Raw genomic sequence first — 21,895 nt, 5'->3', positions numbered from 1 at the left:
CCATTGCGGACTAACGCCGCGAGGCGGTCGGTCTTCGCGTCATGGGGGGCTGTGTCCGGTCGCGGAGGGTCGTAATCTGCTCACCAGAAACCTACGTACCGCGGCCCTCGCACGTGAAGGATTGCCATCGGTGAGCGCTCCCCGTCTGCCCGACCACCTCGAACTGCTCCTCACGGACGAGCCCGTGCTCGACGTGTACGCGCACGGTCCGTGGCGGGTCCCCGACGGGTTGTACGAGGAGCTGCGCGAGCGGGTCGCGGTCTATAACCGGGATCCGCGCGCCCGCCGGCTCACGCGGTCGCTGCGCGACATCTACGCCCCGACGACCACGGCCGCCGGTGCGGAGGCATGGTCGCTGCTGACGTTCCTGCTCGGCGCCGCCGCCGTGCGCGGGGGCTCGCGCGGCGACGTCGACTACGAGCTGCTGGCCGGGCTGCTCGCGGCGCCGGAGCCGCCCGTCCGCGACGCCGTCGCCTGGTTCACCCAGGGCGGCCGGTGGCGTCCGCCGGGCCTGTGGCTGCCCGAGCCCGCCGGGGACGACGCCGAGCTGCGCGCCGTCACCTTCGACCTCGCCCGCGACGGCGTCGAGCTGTTCGCCGGGCTCGCGCCGGTCGACGCCCGGCGCCGCGCGCTGCTGGAGGTGTTCGACCGGCGCGCCGCCGACCCGGTGCTGCGGCAGCGGGCGCTGACCGTCCCGCAGGCCGCGCTCGCCGACGAGTGGACGGCCGGGCTGCCCGACGAGACCCTCGCCGTCCTGCCCGAGCTGGCCGGGCCGGTCGCCTACCTCGGCTGGGCCTGCGCGGGCCTGGCCGCCGCGCACGAGCGGCTGCTCGCCGCGCTCGGCGGGTTCGACGCGTTCGACGCCGCGCTCGCCCGGCTGCTGCTGGCCGCCGGGCTCACCGCCGTCCCCGCCGAGCTGGCGCCCGCCGCGGGCCTCGCCGTCTACGCCGCCGTCGAGGACCGGACGCGCGCGCTGCGCGGCGGCTTCGTCGTGGAGACCTGGCAGCGCGAGGTCCGGTCGTGGCTCGCGCGCGGGCTCGTCGCCGGGGAGGCCGACGCCTGCCGCGCCTGGCTCGACATGGGCACCCGCGTCATCGGCGCGCTCCAGGGGCTGCCCGAGGCCGCGACCGCGCCGCGCAGCCCGCTGCCCGTCCGGGCGTTCCAGCTCGACGTGCGGCGGCTGTTCGGGCACCGGCCCGTCGCGAACATCCTGACGTCCGCGCTCCAGGTGCCCCGGCCGCGCGAGGAGGCCGCGCCCGCCCCGGCCGAGATCGCCGCCCCCGACGCCGGGTCCGGGGTGCTCGTCGGGCAGCCCGAGCTGACGGCCGCGTTGCAGCGGGCGCTGACCGAGCGGCTGACGGCCGACCGGCCCGTCCGGCTGCTCATCGCGGGACCCGAGGGCACCGGCAAGGGGACGGCCGCCGAGCTGGTCGAGCTGGCCTTAGTCGACGCCGGGGCCGTCCGCGAGGCGCTGTGGATCTCCGACCAGGTCTTCGCCTCGCTGACCGTCAGCGACGCCGTCCTGTGGCTGCAGGCGCGCGTCCGCGAGTGCGTCGAGAGCCGGCTGCTGCTCGTCGTGGACGACCTGGAACGCCTCGCCGGGCACGAGACCTGCGGCGCGGCGGCCGTCGAGGAGCTGCGCTGCCTGATGGCCCGCTGCCCGGGGCTGGACGTCGTCGCGCTCTGCCGTCCCGACGGCGACCTGCGGCTGTTCGACCTGAACCCGGCCCTCGTGCGCGCGTTCCGCACCGCCCGCACGGTGGACTTCGCCGAGGACCACTTCACCGAGCTGTTCCGCCGCGCCGTCACCGCGCGGGGCGCGACCGTCGCGCCCGACGTCGCCCGCACCGCCGGGGTCCTGCTCAGCCGGACGCCGCCGCTGCTCAACCTGCGCGGCGCGCGGCTCGTGGAGCACCTGGCCGAGGAGTGCGCGGCCACCGCGCGGTCGCGGCCCGGCGCGGTGCCGCCGGAGGTGCGGCTCGGCGACCTGCCGCAGCGGCTCGTCCCGGCCGGGGCCGTCGAGACCGACCCGCTCGCCGAGCTGGAGGCGTGCGTCGGGATCGAGCCGGTCAAGCGGGAGATCCACGCGCTCGTCGCCGAGACCCGCGCCGCCCGGATGCGCCGCGAGGCCGGGATGGGCATCGCCGAGCGGTCCCGGCACCTGGTGTTCGCCGGGAACCCCGGCACCGGCAAGACCAAGATCGCGCGGATCCTCGGCCGCATCTACGCCGACCTCGGCGTCCTCGCCAGCGGCCATCTGGTCGAGGTCGACCGCGCCGACCTGATCGGGGAGTACAGCAGCGAGAGCGCGCTGCGGGTGCGGCGCGTGGTGGAGCGCGCCGTCGGCGGGGTGCTGCTCGTCCGCGACGCCCACACCTTCGCCTCCGACGCCGGACGCGGGCAGGAGCTGCTGGACGTGCTGCTCACGGCCGTCCAGACGCACCGCAACGAGCTGGTCGTCGTCCTCGGCGGGCCGGAGGCCGAGCTGAACGGGCTGCTGAAGTCGCACCCGGAGGTGTCGGCGCGGTTCGTCCGGACGCTGCGCTTCCCCGACCTCACCGACGACGAGCTGGCCGAGCTGTTCGCCGCGCGCGCCGCCGACGGCGGGTTCGCGCTCGCGGACGGCGTCCTGGAGAAGGTCCGCGCGGTCGTCCGCGCGGCGCCGCGCGACCGGGGCCTCGCCAACGCGCGGCTCGCGATCAGCCTGCTGGACCGCGCGATCGCCCGGCAGGGGCGGCGCGTCCTCGCCGACGGGGTCGTGGACGAGACCGAGTCGCTGGACGAGATCCTGCTCGTGGACGTCCCCGACAGCCCCGCGCCCGACTTCGAGACGGTCCCCGGCGACCCGTTCTCGGAGATCGAGCGGCTCATCGGGCTGTCGGCGATCAAGCAGGAGGTCGCGGCGCTGGTCGCCGAGGCCCGCGCCGAGCAGATGCGCCGCGACGCCGGGATACCGCTCGGCACGCCCACCCGGCACATGGTGTTCATGGGCAACCCGGGCACCGCCAAGACGACCATCGCGCGGTTGATAGCGGCCGTCTACCTGCGGCTCGGGCTGCTGTCGTCCGGGCACCTGGTCGAGGTGACGCGCGCGGACCTCGTCGCCCAGTACATCGGGCAGACCGCGCCGCGCGTGCGGGCCGCGGTGGACCGGGCGCTCGGCGGCGTCCTGTTCATCGACGAGGCGTACACGCTCGGCACGGCCGGCGGCGACCGGCGCGACTTCGGGCACGAGGCCGTCGCCGAGCTGCTGCGGCTGATGGAGGAGCACCGGTCCGACCTCGTGGTGATCGTCGCCGGGTACGACGCGGAGATGCGCGCCTTCCTGGACTCCAATCCCGGGCTGGCGTCGCGGTTCCCGAAGGTGCTGCGGTTCCCGGACTACTCGACGGCCGAGCTGGTCACGATCTTCGAGTCGATGGCCGCCGCGAACGGGTACACGCTGGCCGAGGACGTGCTGCCGGCCGTCCGGCGGAGGATCGCGGAGGAGCCGCGCGGCGCGTCGTTCGGCAACGCCCGGTTCGTCCGCAACCTGCTGGACGCGGCCATCGCGCAGCAGGGCCGCCGCATCACCGGCGCGGGCACGCCCGGGGCGGACGAGGTGCGCGAGCTGCGGGCCGAGGACCTGGCCGCCTCCCCGCCGGTCCGCGACCTCGAACCCGGGAACTACCTGTGATTGCGCCTTTCGTCTGACGGCGGGCCGTGGCGGGTCGGCGGCGAAGATGACGTCACGGGCCGGTGAATCATGCGCCGGAGGGACGCGGGCACGCGGCGGGAATGTCTAGTGTTGGGGGACGTTCCCGGCGTCCGGGCCGGGTGGTTCGCAGGAAGGTCGTTCCCGTGGCGCACAGCAGGTCCGCCTCCGTCCCGCCGGAGGACCCGTACGCCTACGGGGATCAGCTCCGCGGGCACGGGCAGGGCTCCTACGACGGCCCGTCCGGGTATCCGCGGCGGCGGCGCTGGCCCCGGGTGCTCGGGGTGCTGGCGCTCGTGCTGGTGCTGGTCGTGGTCGGCGGCTACTTCTATCTGGACTCGCGGCTCAAGCGCGAGGACGTCCTGACCGACTACGCGGGCCGCGTCGCCGACACGCCCGGCACGAACTGGCTGATCGTCGGCTCCGACAGCCGCGCGGGCCTGTCCCGCGAGCAGCGGCACAAGCTCGGGACGGGCCAGGCCGCGGGCCGCCGCACCGACTCGATGATGCTGCTGCACTACGGCTCGGGCGGCACCACGCTCGTCAGCCTCCCGCGCGACTCCTACCTCCCGATCCCCGGGCACGGCTCCAACAAGCTCAACGCGGCGTTCGCGTTCGGCGGGCCGAAGCTGCTCGTCCGGACGGTCGAGGGGGCGACCGGCGTCCACATCGACCACTACGCCGAGATCGGGTTCAGCGGGTTCGTCGGCGTGGTGGACGCGGTCGGCGGGGTGGACATCTGCGTCAAGTCGCGGATGAAGGACCCGAAGGCCAAGCTGGACCTCAAGCCCGGCTGCCAGACGCTGGACGGCAAGGACGCGCTCGGCTACGTCAGGTCCCGCGCCTACGCCCGCGCCGACTTGGAGCGCGTCGAGCACCAGCGGCAGTTCTTCGGCGCCCTGATGAAGAAGTCGACCGGGCCGGGCGTGCTGCTCAACCCGTTCCGCAGCGTCCCGCTCGCGCTCAACGCCACCAGCAACTTCCTGGTGGACGACCACGACCACCTGTACGACCTCGCCCGGATGATGTGGGCGATGCGCGGCGTCAGCGGCGGGAGCGGGCGGACGACGACCGTGCCGATCGGCGGCATGGGCTCGACGCCGTCCGTCGGCGCCTACATCACCTGGGACGGCGCCCGCGCCGGGAAGCTGTTCGGCGCCCTCGCCCACGACGAGCCCGTCCCCGCGAGCGCGATCAGCAACTGAACCCGCCCGCACCGCCGCCACGCCCGCCCGGGCGCGGCGGCGGCGCGGGTTCGGCCTGGGCCCGCTCGCCGGGCGCGGGGGCGGGTGGCGCGGGAGTGACGGGGGCAGCGGTTAGAGTCGGTGGCATGTCCGAGAAGACGCCCGACGCGGCCGAACTGGAGCTGCTCCCGACCGCGGAGCTGCACGACCGGGCGGTGGCGCGCGCCCGCGAGCGCCGCGACCTCGGCTTTCTCTGGGAGCTGCTGCGCGCCATCCCGGCCGCCGCCGCGGCCACCGGGGAGGTCGACCGCGCCGAGTTCGACATGCTGCACGTCATGTCGCTGCTGGAGGAGTTCCGGCAGGCGGGGGACAGCGACATCGCCGACGCGCTGCGGCCCGTGTATGTGAGCTATCTCACCGAGCACGGCGGCTGACCGGCGGCGCGCGGCGCGCTGAGCTGCCCGTTCCCGGCGGCCCGTCCCGGCGATCACGTTCTGTCGCCGTGTCTTTACCCTGGGTGCGCCTGACGTCCCCGGCCCCAGGGAATTACTCTCTGTAGGCAAGTCACCGCAGAGGGTGGGGGACGTGAACAAGAAATACCTGAAAATGGCCACGATCGCGTTTATCGCCTGGTACGTCATCAGTCGTCCCGACGGTGCGGCCAGCCTGGTGAACAGCGGATTGGGCGGGCTCGGGAACGCCGCGGACTCGCTGGCGCAGTTCATGAGCGCCATTCCCTGACGCCCGCCGGCCCGGCGCCCCGTGCCCCCGGCGGGCGCGGGGCTGCGTCGCGGCGGAGCGGAGCGTGCCGGACGCGGTCGGATCCGTCAAGTCCGGGTATCGCGGGACAGCCAGCGGTTGCCGTCAGGTCACAGTAAAATCCCGCTTTGCAGATCACAGCAGCGGGGCACAATGTGATCGGGTCCCTGTGTCGCTGCGCTACTACGAGGACGGCGTTGCCAGATGATGAAGAAGTACGGCCGCTTTGTCGCCATCGCGTTTGTCATCTTCTATCTCCTCAGCTCGCCCCGTGCGGCGGCTGACGTGGTGAACAACGCCTTCGCGCGGCTCGGCGACGCGGGCAACCAGCTCGGCACGTTCGTGACGTCGATCGGCGTGCTGGGAGGCTGACGCGGGGCCTGCGGGCCGGTCTTCTAGGATCGGCCGCATGTCTGTCTTCGATGTAGAGATCGACGCCCTTCAGGGCGGTTCCGCCGACCTCGGCCAGTACCGGGGCAAGGCCGTCCTCGTGGTGAACGTCGCGTCCAAGTGCGGCCTCACCCCGCAGTACGAAGGCCTGGAACGTTTGCACGAGCGGTACGCCGAGCGCGGTTTCACCGTCCTCGGCGTGCCCTGCAACCAGTTCATGGGGCAGGAGCCGGGCACCTCCGAGGAGATCGCCGCGTTCTGTTCGGCGACCTACGGGGTGACGTTCCCGCTGACGGAGAAGGTCGACGTCAACGGCGAGCACCGGCACCCGCTGTACCGCGAGCTGGTCGACGTGCCCGACGCCGAGGGCCACACCGGCGACATCCGGTGGAACTTCGAGAAGTTCGTCGTCGGACCGGACGGGGCCGTGGCCGCCCGGTTCTCCCCGCAGACCGAACCGGAGTCGGCGGAGGTCGTCGCGGCCGTCGAGGCGGCGCTGCCCGCCTGATCCGGCGGCCGATCCGGCGCCCCGGGGACGGATCCGGAGCGCCGGTCGTTGTCACCAGAACCGAGAGCGACGGCGGAGGGGCCATGACGGACTGGACGGCGGACGACATTCCCGACCTCGGCGGACGGCGCGCGATCGTCACCGGCGCCAACAGCGGGATCGGGTATCACACCGCGCTGCAACTGGCGCGGCACGGTGCGGCGGTCGTCCTCGCCTGCCGCAGTCCCGAACGCGGGGCGGAGGCCCTCGGTCGGCTCCGCGCCGCCGTCCCGGACGCCGCCGTCGAGCTGGCGGCGCTCGACCTCGCCGACCTGGAGTCGGTCCGCGCGTTCGCCGCCGCGCACGACGGGCCGCTCGACCTGCTCGTCAACAACGCGGGCGTGATGGCGCTGCCGCACCGCACGACCGCCGACGGCTTCGAGATGCAGTTCGGCACCAACCACCTCGGCCACTTCGCCCTGACGGGCCTGCTGCTGCCCGCTCTGCGCGCGACCGCCGCGCCGCGCGTGGTGACGGTCACCAGCGGGTTCGCCAGGGTCGGGCGGCTGCGCTTCGACGACCTGCAGAGCGAGCGCCGCTACCGCAAGTGGGTCGCCTACGCCGACTCCAAGCTGGCGAACCTGGTGTTCGCCAAGGAGCTGGCGCGCCGCTATCCGGACGTCGTGAGCGTCGCGGCGCATCCCGGGTACGCGTCCACGAACCTCCAGCAGGCGGGTCCGAAGATGGAGGGCAACGCCGTCACCGACCGGATCGCCGTCCTCGGCAACACGCTGATCGGCCAGTCCGCGGCGGGCGGCGCGCTGCCGACCCTGTACGCGGCGACGGCCCCGGACGTCACCACCGGCGCCTGCTACGGCCCGCGCGGCGTGTTCAACCTGCGCGGCGCGCCGGGCCGCGTCCCGATGGGCCGCACGGCGGACCGTGCCGACCTCGGCCGCCGCCTGTGGGAGACGTCCGAGCGCCTGACCGGCGTGACCTTCGCCTGATCAGGCGCTCGTCGCCTGGTGCAGCCGGGCGGCCTCGCGGACGAGCCGGCTCGATCCGCCGCGCGCCGCGACCGCCGCGACCTCCGGCAGGTCCGCGCGCAGCCCCGCCGTCTCGGCGATGCGGGCGGCGAGCGCGAGCAGGTCGGGCAGTCCGGTGGCGGGCCGCGCGCCCGGCGCGGGCAGCAGGCCGGGCAGCGCCGTCGTGATCGCCGTGAAGACGTGCCGGTGGGCGCCCGCGTCCGCCGCCTGCCCCAGTGACTCGGTCACGCGGTTCACCTTGACGATGGCCTGGCCGGTCAGGGTGACGACGGCCGCGCCGAGGTCGGCGGCGGCGAGGGCGTCGCGGGCGGCGAGGACGAGCAGCGCGTCCACCGCCTCGGCGCGCGCGGCGGGCGTGCCGCTCAGGCCGCAGGCGAGGACGGCGGCGGTCGCGGGTCCCGGCGGGCCGCCCGCCGCCGCGAGGCCCGCCGTCACCCCGGACGGGAACCAGTCGACGGTCATGCCGAGCGGCAGGGACGGCAGCAGGTGCGCGGCGGCGACCTCGCGGTGGTGCGGGAACATCCCGGGCCACTGGCCGACGCCGATCGTGTAGCCGGTGGCGAACGCGTCGCCGAAGGACCGTCCGGACGGCAGCCGCGCCGCCCGGTCCAGCTCGTCGGGCACCTTCTCCTTGAGCGTCACCCGTCCGGCGAGGCGCGGCGCGTACTCGCCGTCGCCGCGCCCGACCCGCACCGGCTCCACCGCGCAGGCGACCGTCGGGGCGTCGAACCACGCGCCCGCGCCCGGCAGCAGCCGCTCGGCGACGGCGGCGGCCTCGCGCGGCAGCCGCAGGACGGCCTGGACCGCGTCGGCCCGGCCCGGCCGCACCCCGGCGGCGTCCAGCTCGGCGCGGCGGCGCAGCAGGACGTCCGGGTCGAGCGCCCCGGACGCGTCGGTCGGCGTCGCGAGCAGCAGCGGGACGCGCCCCACCGCGTCCGCCGCCTCCCGCATCCGCCACGCCAGGAACCGCTGGAGGATCGGCGGCAGCCAGCGGTTCGCGCCGGCGCCGTGCGGCCGGTCCCGGCGGAAGCGGCCGTGCGCCTCCTTCGGACGCGGCCGGAGGCGCCCGTCCAGGACGGCCGCGGTCGCGAGCCCGAGCCAGGTCGTCGCCGTCCCGAAGTCCGCCGCGAGCCGGGTGTCGGGGCGGCGCGGCACGACGCCGTCCAGCGCGGCGCGCAGGGCGGCGCCGTCCCGCCAGGCGAACGCGACGACGTCCGCGACGAGCCGTTCGACGTCCTGCCAGGCCGCCGTGTCGGACCGTACCGCCGCGAGCCGGTGGGCCAGCTCGGCGGCGGACTCGGCGGGTGCGGGGAACGGGCGGGGCGTGTAGGCGGGCAGGTCGGGGAACGCGATCGTGACGGGTGCCGCGACCTCGCCGAACGCGGTCGCGATCGTCGCGCGGGACGGGGCGGGCAGCTCGGCGGCGGCGTCCCGGATCTCAGCGCGGACGTCGGCTCCGGCGTGCGCGGCGTGCTTCACCGCGCACCGCACGGCCCGGTCCCTGAGGTCGGCGGCCTCGGCGGAGAACAGGACGGGCAGCGCGCGCAGCGTGGCGTCCACCCGCTCGCGGCTCCGCGCGGTGCGGTCCATCCAGGTGAGCGCCGCCTTGACCAGCTTCTTCTCGGGCCGGAACAGCAGCGCGTCGGCCGCCTCGGCGAACGCCGCCGGGTCGAGGGCGCCCGCCTCGTCGGCCGTCCGGACGGCCGCAAGCGCCCGCTCCGCCACCGGGACGGGCGCGGACGGCAGCAGCCGCAGATGGTCGCGCAGCCGCGCGGTCGTCTCGTCCGGGCCGGGCGCGAGGGCGTCGTAGAGGCGGACGAACCACTGGAGGTCGATCAGGCGCCCGCCGCGCAGGAACCTGCCGAGGCAGCCGTCCAGCAGGAGGTCGCGGTCGACGCGGCCCGTGTCGGCCAGCGCGGTGAGCGCGGCCAGCCAGGACGGCCGTACGACCCGGGAGACGCCCGTCCAGACCTGCGCGGTCTCGCCCGCGTCCCACTGGAGCGCCGCGCCGACGCCGTCGGCCTCGAACAGGCGGGGGAGCAGGGCGGGCAGGAACGGGTCGTCGGCGAGCGTGAGCGCGCACGTGGCCCAGCCCGCGACGAACGCGTCGTCCCCGGGCGGTTCCGCGTCCGCCGCGAGCGTCAGCGCCGCCGCCGCGCGCCAGCGTCCGACGGAGGTCATCGGGTCCTCGCGGAACCGCAGGCGGCCGGTCATGCGCGCGGCGACGTCCGCGCGCCACGCGGGCGTCCGGTGCTCGGTGGCCGCGACGATCAGCGCCGGGTAGCCGCGTTCGCGCATCCCGACGTCGGCGATGTCGTTCTTGCACAGCCACGTCGCCGCCGCCGCGGCCCCGGCGATGCAGCCCGCCCCGGCGAGGGCCAGCGCGTCGGCGCGGTCGCCGTCCTTGCCCCAGGGGTGCCAGTCGCCCTTCTTCAGCTCGCGGAGCAGGACGGGCAGCTCGCGGGCGGTCGCGCGGCGCTCGTCCTCGGGCATCGTCTGGACGAGCCGCACCACGCCCGCCGCGTCGCCCGCCTCGATCAGGTCGCCGACGTTCATCGCGCCTCCCCGGCGAGCCGGACGGCCAGGACGTGCTTGCAGGGACCGCGCCCGCCGCCGTGCCGTGTCCACCATTCACAGGTGCAGGACGTCTCGCGCACCCGGTGTTCGCGTTCCGAGCCGGGAACGAGCGCCGTGCCGTCCGTCGCGAACCGCACCGACGCGGCCAGCTCCCGCGCCGCCCGCAGCCGGGGGTTCAGCGCGGTGACGCGGGTGCCGTCGTAGGGCAGCTCGCGGTGGAAGTAGGCGGCCTCGGCGGCGTCGAAGCCGACGCGTCCGGCCGTCCCGAGGCAGGTCAGCGCGGCGCGGACGCGGTTGGCGGGCAGTCCGGAGCGCTCGGCGAGGACATCGGTGTCCAGGCGCGGCTCGAACGCCAGCAGCGCGCCGACCAGGTCCGCGTCGTCGGCGGTGTCGTCCCCGGCGAGGGCGTCCAGCACCGCGCCCTCGCCGGAGAACCCCCGGTGGACTTCGGGGGACAGGGCGAGGACGTACCGCATCCCCGGCAGTTCCAGCTCCCACACGCTCGCCGCCGGGCCGTCCGGCGCGGGCGGTCCGTACGCGCGCAGCGCCGTCGCGAACCGCAGCAGCGGCAGCATCGTGCGGAGCCGTTCGGGCGCCGCCGCGCACACCGCGCCGGGCACCGGACGCGCCGCCGGCCGCAGCGTCCGCCCCGCCGGGACGAACCACGGCGCCCCGCCCGACCGCAGCGACCGGACGAACCGGACCGCCTCCGGGCCGCGCAGCTCCGCGCGGGGGTCGAAGCCCGCCGTGATGACCTGGACCTCGGCGAACCCGCGCAGCCACCGGTCGGGGAGCGGCACCTTCTTCTCCACGGCGGCGCCGTCGCCGGTGGTGACGACCAGCTCGTCCGCGCCGACCGCGAAGTGCAGCGGGTCGCCCGCGCCCACCCGGGCCAGCGCCGTGCGCAGCGGCGGGTTGACGTCCACGTTGGTGGTGCCGAGGTCGTGGACGTCGCCGTCCAGCGCCCCGGCCAGCAGGTCGAGCCGCGCGTAGACGCCGCCGCAGCCGGAGAACGCCTCCAGCCGCAGCCGGTCCCCGTTGCACGTGACGACCGGGTCGCGGGACGCGCCGCCGGGCCGGTGGTAGCGCGTCGTCGCGACGTCGGCGACGGCCAGCAGCGCGGCGGCGGCCGGTGCCGGACGGGTCACGACGCCGCTGAAGAAGTGCGGCCGGGCCGCGGGTCCCTTGGCGGTGCGCCCGCCCGAGGTGGACAGGCCGAGCCGCCCGTCCGACAGCCCCGACGGGCGCGCGTACGAGTACCCGTGGGCCGGTGCCGTGATCGACATGCCCGTCACCGTAGGGGAGACGACCGACAAATCAGGCGAGTTGCTCAGGAAACGCCAGCGCCAGCCCGTCCGGGCAGCGCGCGACGACTCGCCGGACGGCTCTGCGCGGGCAAGCGAATCCCCGGCCTCGGGCACGCCGTGTACCGGTCCGGCGACGCGCGGCGGGTGCCCGCTCGGCCTCGTCCGCGGCGCGGGCTCGCCGTCGCCCGGACCGTCGGTCGGCTCGCGCACGTGCTGGGGAGTGCGCGCGGTGGAGTCGGCTGCGTGCCCGCGACGTTCGGGAGACGCGGTAGTGCGGGGGCGGGCGCGGGCTCGGTGGGGGCGGGGGTACGGTGGGTGACGTGCGCAGGTTCCTCACCCCCGGCTGGCTCGGTCTCCATGCCATCGCCGTCGTGCTGTTCTTCTCGTTCCTGTTCTTCGGCTGGTGGCAGTTCGAGCGGGCGACGGGCGGCAACGACCGGAGCTGGGCGTACACGTTCGAGTGGCCGGTGTTCTCGGTCTTCGTCGTGGTGATGTGGATCAAGATGATCCGGGACGAGCTGAACGGCGTGAAGCCCCCGTCGGCCGAGCCGATCGAGGAGCCCGCCGAGGCGAAGGTGACCCGGGAGATCATCCGGCGGCAGGAGGAAGAGGACCCCGCGCTCGCCGCCTACAACCGCTATCTGGCCCGGCTCAACGCGCAGGGCAAGCGCGCCTGACCGGTCGTGGCCGCCCGCGCGCCGGGCGCGTCGAGAAAGGTGTGAACCTGTGGAAGCGGCCGTCACCCGCTACCGCGCCCTCGCCTTCACGGTGGGCGTGATGCTGCTGCTCCTCGTCTTCGTGGCGATGCCGATCCGCTACATCGGCGGCAACGCGACGCCGTCGGGGATCATCTCGCCGATCCACGGCATCCTCTACATCGTCTACCTCGTCATGGCGTACGACCTGTGGCGGCGGTTCTCGTGGCCGCTGCCGCGGATGGCGCTGATGGTCACGGCGGGCCTGATCCCGTTCCTCGCGTTCTACATCGAGCACAAGATCGTCGGCGCGGCGCGCGCCGAGCTGGCCGCCGGGAACGAGGCCGCGTCCGCGCCGGTCCAGGCGTGACGGCGCAGGCTCCGCCGGGGCTGCGCCTGCGCGCCCTGGCGCCCGGCGACCTCGGCTGGGTGATCTCCCGCAACGGCGCCCTCTACGCGGCCGAGTGCAACTGGGACGAGACGTACGAGGCGCATGTGGCGGGCGTCCTGTCCGCCTATGTGCTGAACCGGGACCCGGCGCGCTCCAACGGCTGGATCGCCGAACTCGACGGCGAACGCGCGGGCGCGATCTTCTGCTCGCCCCGCGAGGGCGACGTCGCGCAGCTCCGCATCCTGCACGTGGAACCGTTCGCGCGCGGCGCCGGCGTCGGCACCGCGCTGATCGACGCGTGCGTGACCTTCGCCCGGGAGGCCGGGTACCGGGAGATCACGCTGTGGACGACGGTCCTGCAGCGCGCCGCGATCCGCCTCTACGAGCGCGCGGGCTTCCGCCTGACGAGCGAGGACCCGCCGGCCCGCCGCTTCGGCGACGAGATCCACGGGCAGTTCTGGGCCCGTCCCCTCTGACCCGCCCCACCGGCCGACGCACACGCGCGACCGGGCGGACACAACCCGCCCGCCGCCACGCCCGCGCCCGCGTGGGTGGGGCGCGGCCCGTCCCGGGCGGTCATCGATGCCGCCCGGGACGGGTGGGCAGTGTCTCTCCACTGGGGCCGCGGGCCGTCCGGGACGGGGGTCGGGACGTGAACCGGACGCCCGGGGCCGCGCCGGCGTGCGCCGGATGGTCTGTCCGGGGCCTCACCCCCTCGCGTCCGGGGCGCGGGGCGCGCCGGACGGGGTCGGGGGCGGGCCGGGGCGGGCGTGCCGCCGCCGGAGGCGAGGAGGCCGGACCGGCGGGCGGCGCTGCGCTTCGCCTGCGCCGCCGGCCCGGCTGGTCACGGTGCCGCGGGGGCGCACGGCGCCGCGACCCCGGGGCCGGTGCGGGACTGGGGCGGGACTGGAGCGGCCCGCCGCCGCTCCGCGCACGCGCGGCGGCGGGCCGGTCGAGGGCCGTCGGGTGCTCGCCGGTGCGCGTCCTGGACGGCCGAGGACCCGAGGTGTGCACCCGGCGACCGTCGCCGCGACGCGCACCGGAGGGCAAGGGGGCCGGTGCGCGTCGCGGGACGGCCCGTCGGGGACGTCCTCGGCCGCCGGGACGGAACCGGACGATCGTGCGCCCGGAACGGCGACGCTGCCGGCAGGGGCGTCGCCCCCGCGAGTGAACGGCATCGAAACCCCCTTTCTCCGGTGGGATCAGGCGAAGTCCCCTTGACCGGACCTCGACGTTGACCGTCACCCAGCGTCACGATTTCCATGCGGAAGGTACCCGCCGTCATCGCGGGCGTAAACCCAGGTCAAGGAAGAAGTTGGCGGGACGCCCGGGGCGCGTGGGCCGCCGGACGCCGGGTCCGCCGCCGGGACGGGCGCCCGACCGGGAGCGCCAGAAAACCGGCCGGGAAACGCCACCGAGGAGTCGCCGTCAAGCCACAAGACGTCCGGGGGTCTTGCGGCGGCGCCCACCCGCCCGCGAAGGTGGACGCTCACGCAGCGTCACGATCGGCCACGGGGGGTGTCCATGACGGCACGGCGTCCCTGGACGATCGTCTGGCTCCTGTTCCTGTTCATGGTGGTGAACTTCGCCGACAAGGCCGTCCTCGGCCTGGCGGGCAGGGACATCCAGGCCGACCTGCGCCTCGGCGACACCGCGTTCGGGACGGTCGGCAGCGCGTTCTACCTGCTGTTCAGCGTGTCCGGCGGGATCGTCGGGTTCCTCGCCGACCGCGTCCCGGCGCGCGGCCTGCTCGCCGCGCTGGTCCTGCTGTGGAGCGGCGCGCAGCTCGTGGCGGCGCTCCCGGCGGCGGGATTCGCGGCCCTGGTCGCGACGCGCGTCGTGCTCGGCGCGGCCGAGGGGCCGGCGTTCCCGCTGGCCAACCACACCGCGTTCGGCTGGTTCCCCGACCGCGAGCGCGCCGTCCCGGGCGCGATGCTGCCGATCGGCGCGGCGGCGGGCGTCGCGGTCGGCGCGCCCGTCCTCGCGCTGACGATCGGCCAGTGGGGGTGGCGGTCGGCGTTCGCGCTGACCGGCGTCCTCGGCCTGGCCTGGACGGTCGCGTGGCTGCGGTTCGGCGCGGACGGCCCGCACGCGGCCCGCGCCCCCGAGGCCGACGCCCGCGCCGTCCCCTACCTGCGGCTGCTCGGCCGGGGCAGCGTCCTCGCCGCGCTGGCCGCGTGCTTCGCCGCGTACTGGATGCTCGCGGTCGCGACGACGTGGCTGCCGCAGTACCTCCAGCGCGTCCACGGCCATTCGCTGGGCCGGGCGAGCATGGTCGCGGCGGTCGCACAGGCCGGGTCGATCGCGCTGGTGCTCGGCGTCGCCGTCGCGTCGCGAAAAATGCTGCATGCGGGCGCGCCGAGCCGGATCGCGCGCGGCGTGGTCGGCGGGTCGGCGATCGCGGCGTCCGGGCTGGCGGTCGCGCTGCTCACCCGCGTCGAGGGGACGGCCGCGCTCGTCCTCGTGCTGCTCGTCGCGTTCGCGGGCGCCCACACGTTCATCACGCTCACCCAGACCGCGCTGGCCGAGATCGCGCCGGTGCGGCAGCGGGCGCCGCTGCTCGGCGCGGTCATCGCGCTGGCGTCCACGGCGGGCGCGTTCGGCCCGGCGGTGACCGGGGCGCTGGTCGAGGGCGCGCCCGATGCGGCGGAGGGCTTCGGGCACGCGTTCGACCTGGCCGCCGTCCTGCTGGTCGCGGGCGGGCTGCTGGCCGGGGCGCTGGTCCGGCCCGAGCGGGACCGGGCCGCGCTCGGGCCCGCCGCCGATCTGGCGGTCGCCGGCTGACCGGTCAGTGGTGGAAGGACGGCTCCTGCGGCCCGCCCCGTCCGCCGCCCGCGCGCAGCTTCGCCAGGACGGCCTCGATGTCGTCGGCGAGCAGCGAGATCTCGTCCCGGCTGATGCCGTGCCGGACGAGCACCCGCTGCACGACCGTCGAACTCCGCCCGGCGGGCAGCGGATACGACGGCACCTGCCAGCCCCGCGTCCGAAGCTGCTCGGTGATGTCGTAGAGCGTGAACCCGGGGTCGCCGTGCAGCGTGTAGCAGACGGCGGGCAGCGCGGACGACCCGTCGTACAGCAGCTCGAACACCTTCATGTCGCGCAGCCGCCCGGCGAGGTACTGCGCGGTGTCCATGCAGCTCTGCTGGACGCGCCGGTACCCCTCCCGGCCGAGGCGCAGCAGGTTGAAGTACTGCGCGATGACCTCGCCGCCCGGCCGGGAGAAGTTCAGCGCGAACGTGGGCATCTCGCCGCCGAGGTAGTCCACCCGGAAGATCAGCTCCTCGGGCAGCAGGTCCGCCGCCCGCCAGACGGCCCACCCGCAGGTGAGCGGCGCGAGCCCGTACTTGTGCCCGGACGAGTTGATCGACGCGACCCGGTCCAGCCGGAAGTCCCAGACGAGGTCGGGCCGGACGAACGGCGCCACGAACCCGCCGCTCGCCGCGTCCACGTGGATCGGCACGTCCAGCCCGGTGTTGGCCTGGATCGCGTCCAGCGCCCCGGCGATCTCCGCGACCGGCTCGTAGTCGCAGGTGAACGTGACGCCGAGGATCGCGACGACGCCGATCGTGTTCTCGTCCACGTAGTGCGCGAGCTGGTGCGGGCGGATGCCCGTCGCGCCCGGCTCCAGCGGGATCTGCCGCAGCTCCACGTCGAAGTACCGCGCGAACTTCTCCCAGCACACCTGCACCGGCCCGCAGACGAGGTTGGGCTTGTCGGCGGGCTTCCCGGCCGCCTCCCGCGCCTTGCGCCACCGCCACTTCAGCGCGAGCCCGCCGAGCATGGCGGCCTCGCTGGACCCGGTGGTGGAGCAGCCCATCGTGTCCGGCCCGCCGGGCGCGTTCCACAGGTCGGCGAGGATCCGGACGCACCGCCGCTCGATCTCGGCGGTCTGCGGATACTCGTCCTTGTCCACCATGTTCTTGTCGAGGGCGTCGGCCATGAGCCGCTTGACCTCGTCGCCGTTGTAGGTGGTGCAGAAGGTGGCGAGGTTCTGCGCGGAGTTGCCGTCCAGCAGCAGTTCGGAGCGCAGCAGGTCGTAGACGACCTTCGGGTCGCTCGGATCGTCGGGAATGCGCGACTTCGGCAGGGGTTGCTCGGCCAGCGGCGCGGTGAACACGTCGTCGGCCCCGGACGTCCCGGTCGCCACACGGTGGAGCGGCATCACGCCTCCTCGTCTCCGGCGGTCTCCGGTGATCCTTCCGCCGGACGTTCCGTCCAGAATCCCCCATGCGCGTAAAGAACCGGCGGCGGGGTTCACCGGGCGGCGCGGCGGGTAGCGGAGGCTCTCCGGAGAGGGAGGGACGACATGAAGTACGGCCAGTTCATCAAGACGGTGCGGGAGAACGGGGAGTACACCGACCGGCGGGAGGCCGAGCACGTCACGGTCTCGGTGCTGGAGGTGCTGCGCAGCCGGATGACGCCCGAGGGCGCCGCGCACCTGGCCGCCCAGCTCCCCGAGCCGCTGGACGACGTCCTGCTCGCCGACGACCCCGACCTGCCCGAGTCGTTCGGCGTGGACGAGTTCTGCCGAAGGATCGCCGAACGCACGCACGCGGCGGGCACGACGGCCCAGATGGACGCGAGCGCCGTCCTCTCGACGGTCGCGGCGACCGTCTCGGGCGGCGAGCTGAACCACGTCCTGAGCCAGCTCCCGTCCGGCTACGCGCCCCTGTTCGGCGAACACGAACTGAACGACTAGGGGAAGCGCCCCCGCCCCCCGGGCGTTCCCCGGGGTACGGTCCCCGCGCCTGATCGCTGAGAGCGAACGCGGGGAGGAAACAAAACTCGGCTACGTTTTCTTGAGTGTGTATGACTCAACCCTCTGGGGCGGGTCATCCGGAGCGGTCCGGGAGGGCCGCACGGACGGAGAACGGAGCTGAGCATGAGCGAGACCCTGACGCTGCCGGTGCTGCCCCTGGACGACGGGGCCGTTCTGCCGGGCATGGTCGTTCCCCTCGACCTGTCCGACGGCACCGAGGTGCGCGCGGCCATCGAGGCGGCGCGGGCCGTCGCCCAGAGCCGCGGGCCGGGCATCCGGTCGGCCGCCAAGCCGCGGGTGCTGATCGTTCCGCGCCGCGGCGGGCAGTACACCGCCGTCGGCACGCTGGCCGTCGTGGAGCAGGAGGGACGGCTGCCCGGCGGTGAGCCCGGGGCCGTCGTGCGCGGCGTCGCGCGCGTCCGCATCGGCACCGGGACGACCGGGCCGGGCGCGGCGCTGTGGGTGGAGGGCACCGAGATCCCGGTCCCGGCGCCCACCGGACGCACGCACGAGCTGGCCAAGGAGTACAAGGGCCTGGTGAGCGCCGTCCTGCAGAAGCGCGGCGCGTGGCAGGTCGTGGACGTCGTGCAGCAGATCGACGACCCGTCCACGCTGGTGGACAACGCCGGATACGCCCCCTACCTGACCGACGAGCAGAAGACCGAGCTGCTGGAGACCGCCGACACCGACGAGCGCCTGACGCTCGCGATCGGCTGGGTTCGCGACCACCTCGCGGAGCTGGACGTCGCCGAGACGATCCGCAAGGACGTCCAGGAGGGCATGGAGAAGCAGCAGCGCGAGTTCCTGCTCCGCCAGCAGCAGGAGGCCATCCGCAAGGAGCTGGCCGAGCTGAAGGGCGACCCGGCCGACGAGGAGGACGACTACCGCGCCCGCATCGAGGCCGCCGACCTGCCGGAGAAGGTGCGCGAGGCCGCGCTCAAGGAGGTCGACAAGCTGGAGCGGTCGTCGGACGCGTCGCCCGAGGGCGGCTGGATCCGCACCTGGCTGGACACCGTCCTGGACCTGCCGTGGAACGAGCGCACCGAGGACGCCTACGACATCGCGGGCGCCCGCGCCGTCCTGGACGCCGACCACACCGGCCTGGAGGACGTCAAGGAGCGCATCATCGAGTACCTGGCCGTGCGCAAGCGCCGCGCGGACCGGGGCCTCGGCGTCGTCGGCGGACGGCGCAGCGGCGCGGTCCTGGCGCTCGGCGGCCCTCCCGGGGTCGGCAAGACCTCGCTCGGCGAGTCGATCGCCCGCGCGATGGGACGCAAGTTCGTCCGGGTCGCGCTCGGCGGGGTCCGCGACGAGGCCGAGATCCGCGGCCACCGGCGCACCTACGTCGGCGCGCTGCCGGGCCGGATCGTCCGCGCGGTCCGCGAGGCGGGGTCGATGAACCCGGTCGTGCTGCTGGACGAGATCGACAAGGTCGGCGCCGACTACCGGGGCGACCCGACGGCCGCGCTGCTGGAGGTCCTGGACCCCGAGCAGAACCACACCTTCCGGGACCACTACCTGGAGGTCGAGCTGGACCTGAGCGACGTGCTGTTCGTGGCCACCGCGAACGTCGTCGAGCAGATCCCCGGCCCGCTGCTGGACCGCATGGAGCTGGTCCAGCTCGACGGCTACACCGAGGACGAGAAGGTCACGATCGCCCGCGACCACCTGCTGCCCCGGGAGCTGGAGAAGTCCGGGCTGGACGCGGCGGAGGTCACCGTCACCGACGACGCGCTGCGGCTGCTGGCGTCGGAGTACACGCGGGAGGCGGGCGTCCGGTCGCTGGACCGGGCGGTCGCGCGGGTGCTGCGCAAGGTCGCCGCGAACGTCGCGCTGGAGAAGACGGCGCTGCCGGTCACGGTGGACGCGGCCGACCTGAAGGAGTACCTGGGCCGTCCCCGGTTCACGCCGGAGGCGGAGCTGAGCCGCACCGAGCGCCGCACGGCCGTCCCGGGCGTCGCGACCGGCCTCGCCGTGACGGGCGCGGGCGGCGACGTCCTCTACATCGAGGCGTCGCTGGCCGACCCCGAGACCGGCGGGACGGGCGTCACGCTCACCGGCCAGCTCGGCGACGTCATGAAGGAGTCGGCGCAGATCGCGCTGAGCTACCTGCGGTCGCGGGGCGCGGAGCTGGAGCTGCCGGTCGGGGACCTGAAGGACCGCGGCGTCCACGTCCACGTCCCGGCGGGCGCGATCCCGAAGGACGGGCCGAGCGCGGGCATCACGATGACGACGGCGCTGGCGTCGCTGCTGTCGGGCCGTCCGGTCCGCGCGGACGTGGCGATGACCGGTGAGGTGTCGCTGACCGGGCGGGTGCTGCCGATCGGCGGGCTGAAGCAGAAGCTGCTGGCCGCGTCCCGGCTCGGGATCACGACCGCGATCGTGCCCAAGCGCAACGAGCCGGACCTGGAGGACGTCCCGGCCGAGGTGCTGGAGAACCTGACGGTCTTCACCGTCAGCGACGTCCGCGAGGTCCTGGACCTGGCGCTGGAGTCGGCGACGACGGCCGTCGCGGCCTGATCCGGCCACGGTCCCCCGTCCCGCGTGGAATGAACCGCGCGGGGCGGGGGACAAGCCGAGCGTGTCGGGAACGATCGAACTCCAGCAGCCGGCCAAGCCCCGCGAGCCGGTCCGGTGGTACGTCAGGGCACTGCGCGTCGTCGCGGTGCTGATCGCCCTCGCGGGGCTCGCGGCGTTCTCTTATGCGGCGTACCGGCTGACGCTCACGCCGGTCGCCGACCACGGCCAGGCGGGCGGCAACACCGACCCCGGCCATTCGCTCCGCTTCTACTGGGACCGTCCGTTCAAGGACGCGGCGCTCCAGATCGGCGGGAACCTGCTGCTGCTCGCGCCGCTCGGCGTGCTCGCGCCCGTCGCGTCGGTGCGGCTGCGCGGGCCGCTGCGCCTCGTGTTCCTCGGCGCGCTCGTGTCGTTCGTCATCGAGTGCACGCAGGGCCTCGCGGTCACCGGACGGGCCTTCGACGTGGACGACATCATCCTCAACACCGCCGGCGTGCTGCTCGCCTACCTCGTGCTCGGCCGCCGCCTGTCGCGCACCCTGCGCGGACGCCGCTAGCGGCGCGGGCTCAGCCGGAACACGCGCAGCGTCCGTCCGGACGACTCGACGTACCGGTCGTAGACGGGCCACACCGCGACCAGCCGGGGCCACGCCGCCGCGCGTTCGGGGCCGTCCAGCAGCCGCGCGGTGACGGGGACGGTCCGCCCCCGCCAGGTCACGAGGGCGGACGGGTGGCGCAGCAGGTTCCCCGTCCACGCCGGATGCGCGGCCCGCCCGAAGTTGGAGCCGACGACGAGCCAGCCGTCGCCGTCGGGCAGGCAGGCCAGCGGGGTGCGCCGGGGCTGGCCGGTGACGGCGCCGCGCGTCGTCAGCAGCAGGCTCGGGACCATCGCCTGCGACAGCAGGAACCGTCCGCCGGTGAGCCGGTTCAGCGCCCGGTCCACGGGCGGGACGACCTTGGGCCCGACCCTGCGGAACCACGGCGCCGCCGCCATCCGCCGGACGGCGGGCCCGAGCCCGCGCTGCACGAGCGTCGGCCGCCGCGCGCCGCCGAGCCGTCCGGCGTGCCGCGCGTCCAGGCGGCCGGACGCGGCGAGGAACCGCAGCGCGTCCGTGACCGTCTCCCGCACCGGGCGCAGCTCCAGTCCGAGCGCGTCCAGCGCGGGCCGGTCGTCGGTCGGGACGAGCCGCGCCATGAACTCGGCGGCGTCGCGCGTCAGCGGATAGGGGACCGGCCGGACGCGCCGGACCGCGTCCAGCGCCGCGCCCGCGCCCGTCACCACCGCTCCCGGCAGCGGGATCTTCACCGACCGGACGCCGGTCACCGCGTCGCACAGCGCGGCCAGCTGCGGCCACGTCAGGTAGTGCCCGCCGAGCACCCACCGCTCGCCGGTCTTGCCGCCGGTGACCGTCCGGGCCAGCGCCTCGGCGAGGTCGCGGACGTCCAGCACCGAGACCCCGCCCGCCGTCAGCGGCCACGCGACCCGCAGCGCGGCGGCGAGCCCTTCCATCAGCGCGTCCGGTGTGGGCTGGTCCGGCCCGCACACCCCGCCGGGGTACACGATCGTGACGGGCGCGCCCTCCTCTTGCAGCCCGCGCACGTACTGCTCGGCGGCGAGCTTGGACCGGCCGTACCCGGTGCGGCCCCCGGCGAGCGGCGTCTCGGCCGTGATGACCGGCGCGGACGTCGGCACGAACACCGCGACCGTCGACACGTGGACGACCGGCGACAGGCCCGCCGCGACCGCGCCGCCGACCACGTTCCGCGTCCCGGTGACGTTGACGGCGTCGAGATCGGCCGGGGCGCGGCCCGTCACGCCGAGCGCGGCGGCGGCGTGGATCGCCGCGTCGCAGCCCTCCAGCGCGGCGGTCACCGCCGCCGCGTCCAGCATGTCGCCGCGCACCAGCTCGATGTCCTTGGCGGCGATGCCGAGCGCCCCGAGCACCCGGACGGCCTTGGCGGGGTCGCGGACGAGGGCGCGCGGCCGGTGCCCCGCCTCCACCAGCGCCCGCACGGCATGGGACCCGACGAAACCGGAAGCACCGGTGAGGAAGACGCGCACGCTTAGAACCTAACGTCCGGCCGTC

Annotated in this window: 18 protein-coding genes; 14 read left to right on the top strand and 4 right to left on the bottom strand. The window is 75.1% G+C overall.

Annotation, left to right across the window (positions count from 1 at the left end):
• The first annotated feature begins 130 nt into the window (after positions 1-130).
• From GQ466_RS32885 to GQ466_RS19500, 7 genes are all read left to right on the top strand, one after another.
• Positions 131-3,676 (top strand): AAA family ATPase, encoded by a 3,546-nt coding sequence (locus GQ466_RS32885; RefSeq protein ID WP_161104432.1) that lies wholly within the window; start codon positions 131-133, stop codon positions 3,674-3,676.
• Positions 3,677-3,840: 164 nt separating this feature from the next.
• On the top strand, positions 3,841-4,899 hold the full coding sequence (locus tag GQ466_RS19515; protein WP_161104431.1) for an LCP family glycopolymer transferase: 1,059 nt from the start codon (positions 3,841-3,843) through the stop codon (positions 4,897-4,899).
• 125 nt (positions 4,900-5,024) lie between these two features.
• Entirely contained in the window at positions 5,025-5,312 is a 288-nt protein-coding gene (locus tag GQ466_RS19510; RefSeq protein ID WP_161104430.1) for a hypothetical protein, read from the top strand.
• 151 nt (positions 5,313-5,463) lie between these two features.
• Entirely contained in the window at positions 5,464-5,619 is a 156-nt protein-coding gene (locus tag GQ466_RS30910) for a hypothetical protein (RefSeq protein ID WP_168212248.1), read from the top strand.
• A 222-nt stretch (positions 5,620-5,841) separates the two neighbouring features.
• Positions 5,842-6,009 (top strand): hypothetical protein, encoded by a 168-nt coding sequence (locus tag GQ466_RS30905; RefSeq protein ID WP_168212230.1) that lies wholly within the window; start codon positions 5,842-5,844, stop codon positions 6,007-6,009.
• Positions 6,010-6,046: 37 nt separating this feature from the next.
• Positions 6,047-6,535 (top strand): glutathione peroxidase, encoded by a 489-nt coding sequence (locus GQ466_RS19505; RefSeq protein ID WP_161104429.1) that lies wholly within the window; start codon positions 6,047-6,049, stop codon positions 6,533-6,535.
• 83 nt (positions 6,536-6,618) lie between these two features.
• On the top strand, positions 6,619-7,521 hold the full coding sequence (locus GQ466_RS19500) for an oxidoreductase (protein ID WP_161104428.1): 903 nt from the start codon (positions 6,619-6,621) through the stop codon (positions 7,519-7,521).
• Here GQ466_RS19500 and GQ466_RS19495 read toward each other — a convergent pair whose 3' ends face one another.
• Both GQ466_RS19495 and GQ466_RS19490 read right to left on the bottom strand, forming a co-directional pair.
• Positions 7,522-10,116, bottom strand: coding sequence for a DUF6493 family protein (locus GQ466_RS19495; protein WP_161104427.1), 2,595 nt, complete (start codon positions 10,114-10,116; stop codon positions 7,522-7,524). It abuts the gene before it with no gap.
• The gene (locus GQ466_RS19490) at positions 10,113-11,423 is read right to left on the bottom strand and encodes an SWIM zinc finger family protein (protein WP_161104426.1); all 1,311 of its coding nucleotides are present in this window, start codon (positions 11,421-11,423) and stop codon (positions 10,113-10,115) included. The genes GQ466_RS19495 and GQ466_RS19490 overlap by 4 nt, the downstream gene beginning before the upstream one ends.
• A 341-nt stretch (positions 11,424-11,764) precedes the next feature.
• Between GQ466_RS19490 and GQ466_RS19485 the strand changes: the two genes are divergently transcribed.
• From GQ466_RS19485 to GQ466_RS19470, 4 genes are all read left to right on the top strand, one after another.
• Positions 11,765-12,121, top strand: coding sequence for a hypothetical protein (locus tag GQ466_RS19485; protein WP_161104425.1), 357 nt, complete (start codon positions 11,765-11,767; stop codon positions 12,119-12,121).
• Between the two features lie 49 nt (positions 12,122-12,170).
• Complete coding sequence (locus tag GQ466_RS19480; protein ID WP_161104424.1) at positions 12,171-12,509, top strand: DUF3817 domain-containing protein; 339 nt, start codon at positions 12,171-12,173, stop codon at positions 12,507-12,509.
• Positions 12,506-13,006, top strand: a complete 501-nt coding sequence (locus GQ466_RS19475; RefSeq protein WP_202420800.1) for a GNAT family N-acetyltransferase — start codon at positions 12,506-12,508, stop codon at positions 13,004-13,006. Before GQ466_RS19480 ends, GQ466_RS19475 begins: the two co-directional genes overlap by 4 nt.
• A 1,048-nt stretch (positions 13,007-14,054) precedes the next feature.
• Positions 14,055-15,314, top strand: coding sequence for an MFS transporter (locus tag GQ466_RS19470; RefSeq protein WP_161104423.1), 1,260 nt, complete (start codon positions 14,055-14,057; stop codon positions 15,312-15,314).
• A gap of 4 nt (positions 15,315-15,318) precedes the next feature.
• Here the strand turns inward: GQ466_RS19470 and gad are convergent, their stop codons facing one another.
• Positions 15,319-16,692, bottom strand: coding sequence for a glutamate decarboxylase (gene gad / locus GQ466_RS19465; RefSeq protein WP_161104422.1), 1,374 nt, complete (start codon positions 16,690-16,692; stop codon positions 15,319-15,321).
• A gap of 144 nt (positions 16,693-16,836) precedes the next feature.
• Here gad and GQ466_RS19460 point away from each other — a divergent pair, with 144 nt between their 5' ends.
• The 3 genes from GQ466_RS19460 to GQ466_RS19450 all read left to right on the top strand — a co-directional run bounded on the left by GQ466_RS19460 (position 16,837) and on the right by GQ466_RS19450 (position 20,365).
• Positions 16,837-17,229 carry a DUF2267 domain-containing protein gene (locus GQ466_RS19460; RefSeq protein ID WP_161104421.1) on the top strand — a complete coding sequence of 131 codons (393 nt, stop codon included), beginning with the start codon at positions 16,837-16,839 and terminating at the stop codon, positions 17,227-17,229.
• A 183-nt stretch (positions 17,230-17,412) separates the two neighbouring features.
• On the top strand, positions 17,413-19,809 hold the full coding sequence (gene lon / locus GQ466_RS19455) for an endopeptidase La (protein WP_161104420.1): 2,397 nt from the start codon (positions 17,413-17,415) through the stop codon (positions 19,807-19,809).
• Between the two features lie 61 nt (positions 19,810-19,870).
• Positions 19,871-20,365 (top strand): VanZ family protein, encoded by a 495-nt coding sequence (locus GQ466_RS19450; protein ID WP_161104419.1) that lies wholly within the window; start codon positions 19,871-19,873, stop codon positions 20,363-20,365.
• Here GQ466_RS19450 and GQ466_RS32880 read toward each other — a convergent pair.
• Complete coding sequence (locus tag GQ466_RS32880) at positions 20,362-21,870, bottom strand: nitroreductase family deazaflavin-dependent oxidoreductase (RefSeq protein ID WP_161104418.1); 1,509 nt, start codon at positions 21,868-21,870, stop codon at positions 20,362-20,364. The two genes, GQ466_RS19450 and GQ466_RS32880, sit on opposite strands and share 4 nt — an antisense overlap.
• Positions 21,871-21,895 lie beyond the last annotated feature (25 nt).

It is taken from the genome of Actinomadura rayongensis, assembly GCF_009831215.1.
Taxonomy (GTDB): Bacteria; Actinomycetota; Actinomycetes; order Streptosporangiales; family Streptosporangiaceae; genus Spirillospora; species Spirillospora rayongensis.
This window is presented reverse-complemented; position numbering and strand designations above follow the sequence as displayed.